At 53.8% G+C, this 1025-nt stretch carries 2 protein-coding genes; both read right to left on the bottom strand.

The features are described 5' to 3' along the window. Positions 1 to 185, bottom strand: a 185-nt coding sequence (locus J7K40_03965; GenBank protein ID MCD6161555.1) for a hypothetical protein, incomplete at its 3' end; no start/stop codon positions are given. Next, positions 182 to 949 (bottom strand): hypothetical protein, encoded by a 768-nt coding sequence (locus J7K40_03960; protein ID MCD6161554.1) that lies wholly within the window; start codon positions 947 to 949, stop codon positions 182 to 184. The genes J7K40_03965 and J7K40_03960, both read right to left, overlap by 4 nt. Between the last annotated feature and the right edge of the window lie 76 nt (positions 950 to 1025).

Below are 1025 nucleotides of genomic sequence, written 5' to 3'. Positions count from 1 at the left end.
GACACTTCGTCGCCCGATGCTGGGGACACTTCGTCGCCCGATGCTGGGGACACTTCGTCGCCCGATGCTGGGGACACTTTGTCTACTGAAGGTGGGGACACTTTGTCGGATTGTGGGGACACTTCTTCTTCTGTGTTGTCCCCAGCGAGAAATGTGTCTTCTTCGAGCATGGTCAAGTCGGTCATTTGGAATCACCTTCATCCAGCGGGGTGCTCAACGTGTTCTTCATTAGCTCATCGACGTCCTGCTGAACACCGCAATTGTCTTCCTGATCGACAATGGTATCAATCGCAGTAATCTCATTGATTACCAGCTTGAAGTTATGGTTGTGTAACAGGCGCCGCCCTTCTGCAGCCTTATTCTTCGCAATCAGCCGGTACATGGAGCGTTCATCGAGTAGCCGCGTAACGACCTCGTCATAGCTCTCATCACCCTGCACCATGCTCTCGATTCGGGAATATGTGGACGGTTTGACTCGCATTGCCCTTGTCGCTCCGACCGGCGTCATCGACTGTTGTGCCTCGGCGACCTGATGTTCTTCAATCAGGCGACGGATTGTCGAGACGTACGATTCATCACCTTCGCGGATGGTATCGAGGCTGCTCCGCATCGATTTCGTGATGAAGACCGTATACGACCGACCGGGAGTGAGCTCATCGACGCGCACATCTTCTGCATATTGATATGCTTCGACCACGCGCATGATTACAGCGGATCTCGTTTCGCCTTTCTGACGAATGGCATCGATTGCCTTGCGCAGCTCCGGGACGAGCTTGACGTGAGACACCGCGTCGCCGTGTGAGCGACGCTCTGTTATCCGATCATCGACAAGTCGCTTGATTAAATCAGGGTATGTCTCACCGACTTCACGGAGTGTATCGAGCTTCCCGATCATCTGTGCATCGGGGGTGATGTGTATTCTCGGTTCGGTATGTTCATTCTCCGCCATCGTCTGCCCCTTCATTTGCATGTTCTGCCCGCGCTTTTCGCGCTTCTATTCCGTCGTGACACAACCTGTTCAGCTC

The organism is Candidatus Zixiibacteriota bacterium, from assembly GCA_021159005.1.
GTDB lineage: Bacteria > Zixibacteria > MSB-5A5 > UBA10806 > 4484-95 > JAGGSN01.
Note: the sequence above shows the minus strand (reverse complement) of the source record. Positions and strands in the feature narration are given on the sequence as shown.